Source organism: Streptomyces prasinopilosus, from assembly GCF_001419695.1.
Classification (GTDB): Bacteria; Actinomycetota; Actinomycetes; order Streptomycetales; family Streptomycetaceae; genus Streptomyces; species Streptomyces prasinopilosus.
The window spans coordinates 1-2814 of the sequence record NZ_LIRG01000989.1; the positions used below are offsets into that span (position 1 = coordinate 1).

The window sequence follows — 2814 nt, forward strand, 5'->3', positions numbered from 1 at the left end:
CCGCCGGTCCCGGCCGGGCCCGCGGCGTCAGTGTGCCGCCGACTCCCAGTCCGGGCCCGCGCCGACCGAGACGCCCAGGGGGACGCGGAGCCGGACCGCGCCGGCCATCTCCCGGCGGATGAGTTCCTCGGCGGCCGGGCGCTCGCCCGGGGCGATCTCCAGGACGATTTCGTCGTGGACCTGGAGGAGCATGCGGGACTCGAGGCCCGCCTCGCGCAGCGCGCGGTCCACGTTCAGCATGGCGATCTTGACGATGTCCGCCGCCGTGCCCTGGATCGGCGCGTTCAGCGCCATGCGCTCGGCCGCCTCGCGGCGCTGGCGGTTGTCGCTGTTGAGGTCGGGCAGGTAGCGCCGGCGGCCGAAGAGGGTCGCCGTGTAACCCGTCGCCCGCGCCTCGTCGACGACCCGGCGCAGGTAGTCCCGCACCCCGCCGAACCGCTCGAAGTAGGCGTCCATCAGGGCGCGGGCCTCGGCCGCCTCGATGTTCAGCTGCTGCGAGAGGCCGAAGGCGGACAGCCCGTACGCGAGGCCGTACGACATCGCCTTGATCTTGCGGCGCATCTCCGCGTCCACCGCGGACTGCTCGACCGCGAACACCTGCGCGGCGGCCGTGGTGTGCAGGTCCTCACCGGAGGTGAACGCCTCGATGAGGCCGGCGTCCTCGGAGAGGTGGGCCATCACCCGCAGTTCGATCTGGCTGTAGTCGGCGGTGAGGAGGGACTCGAAGCCCTCGCCGACGACGAAGCCCCGGCGGATCGCGCGTCCCTCGTCGGTACGGACCGGGATGTTCTGCAGGTTCGGGTCGGTCGAGGACAGGCGGCCGGTGGCGGCGACCGTCTGGTTGAACGTGGTGTGGATGCGGCCGTCGGCGGCGATCGCCTTGATCAGGCCCTCGACGGTGACGCGCAGCTTCGCCTGTTCACGGTGCCGGAGCATGATCACCGGCAGTTCGTTGCCGGTCTGGCCGGCCAGCCAGGCCAGGGCGTCGGCGTCGGTGGTGTACCCGGTCTTGGTCTTCTTCGTCTTCGGCAGGCCGAGTTCGCCGAAGAGGACCTCCTGGAGCTGCTTGGGCGAGCCCAGGTTGAACTCGTGTCCCGCCGCCGCGTGCGCCTCCTGCACGGCCTGCTGCACGGCGCCCGCGAACATCTGCTCCATGGACTCCAGGTGGGCCCGGTCCGCGGCGATGCCGTGCCGCTCCATGCGGGCCAGCAGGATGGACGTCGGCAGCTCCATGTCCCGCAGCAGATCCGCGGCGCCCACCTCCTTCAGGCGGTCCTCGAAGGCCTCGCCGAGGTCGAGCACCGCGCGGGCCTGCACCATCAGCGCCTCGGCCTCGGCGGTGTCGTCCGCGCCGAAGGCCAGCTGGCCGTCGGCCGCGGCGGCGGGCGCCAGCTCGCGGTGCAGGTACTCCAGGGACAGCGCGTCCAGGGCGAAGGAGCGGCGGCCCGGCTTGACCAGGTAGGCGGCGAGGGCCGTGTCCATGGAGACGCCCTCGACGCTCCAGCCGTGCTCGGCGAAGACCCGCATCGCGCCCTTGGCGTTGTGGAACACCTTGGGCCGGTCCGCGTCGGCCAGCCAGGCGGCGAACGCCCGCTCGTCGCCCTCGTCCAGCTCGGCCGGGTCGAACCAGGCGGCCGGCCCGGCGGCCGCCGCGAGGGCGATCTCGGCGACCGAGCCGGTCCCCAGCGCCCAGGTGTCGACGGTGGCGACGCCCAGGGGTGCGGTGCCGTGCTCGGCGAGCCAGCCGGCCAGCTCGCCCGTGCCCAGGACGGTCGCGTCCAGCTCCACGCCTTCCGCGACGACCGGCGTGCTCTCGGCCTCCTGCGCTCCGGGGTCGACGGCGAAGAGCCGCTCGCGCAGGGACGGGTTCCTGATCTCCAGGGTGTCCAGGATCATCGCGACGGCCTTACGGTCGTAGGCGGTCCGCTCCAGGTCGATGACGCCCTTGGCCAGCTCGACCTCGCGCTCCATCTCGGTGAGGCGGCGGTTGAGCTTGACCGACTCGAGGTGGTCGCGCAGGTTCTGCCCGGCCTTGCCCTTGACCTCGTCGACCCGCTCGACGAGCTGTGCGAAGGAACCGAACTGGTTGATCCACTTCGCGGCCGTCTTCTCGCCGACGCCGGGAATGCCGGGCAGGTTGTCGGACGGGTCTCCGCGCAGGGCCGCGAAGTCGGGGTACTGGGCGGGCGTCAGCCCGTACTTCTCGACCACCTTCTCGGGGGTGAACCGGGTCAGCTCGGAGACGCCCTTGGTCGGGTACAGCACCGTGGTGTGCTCGGAGACCAGCTGGAAGGAGTCCCGGTCGCCGGTGACGATCAGCACGTCGAAGCCCTCGGCCTCGGCGCGGGTGGCGAGCGTGGCGATGACGTCGTCGGCCTCGAACCCGTCGACGGCGAAGCGCGGGGTGTTCATCGCGTCGAGCAGTTCGCCGATCAGCTCGACCTGGCCCTTGAACTCGTCCGGGGTCTTGGAGCGGTTCGCCTTGTACTCGGGGAACTCCGCCGAGCGCCAGGTCTTGCGGGACACGTCGAAGGCCACCGCGAAGTGCGTGGGCGCCTCGTCGCGCAACGTGTTCGCGAGCATCGACGCGAAGCCGTAGATCGCGTTCGTCGGCTGGCCCGTCGCGGTGGTGAAGTTCTCCACGGGCAGCGCGAAGAACGCGCGGTAGGCCAGCGAGTGCCCGTCCATGAGCATCAGTCGCGGTCGGGCCTCGCCGGAGGTCTGGTCGGTCTTCTTCGCTGCTGTCTCTGCCACATCCCCGATCCTGCCACGCGCCACCGACACTCGGTCCCGCCCCCGCCGCCGCCGGCCGCG

General features: G+C 71.8%; 1 protein-coding gene. It reads right to left on the reverse strand.

The genetic code is table 11. The features are described 5' to 3' along the window. Positions 1-27: 27 nt before the first annotated feature. Positions 28-2754 carry a DNA polymerase I gene (gene polA, locus AOK18_RS29405; RefSeq protein ID WP_055696282.1) on the reverse strand — a complete coding sequence of 909 codons (2727 nt, stop codon included), beginning with the start codon at positions 2752-2754 and terminating at the stop codon, positions 28-30. Positions 2755-2814 lie beyond the last annotated feature (60 nt).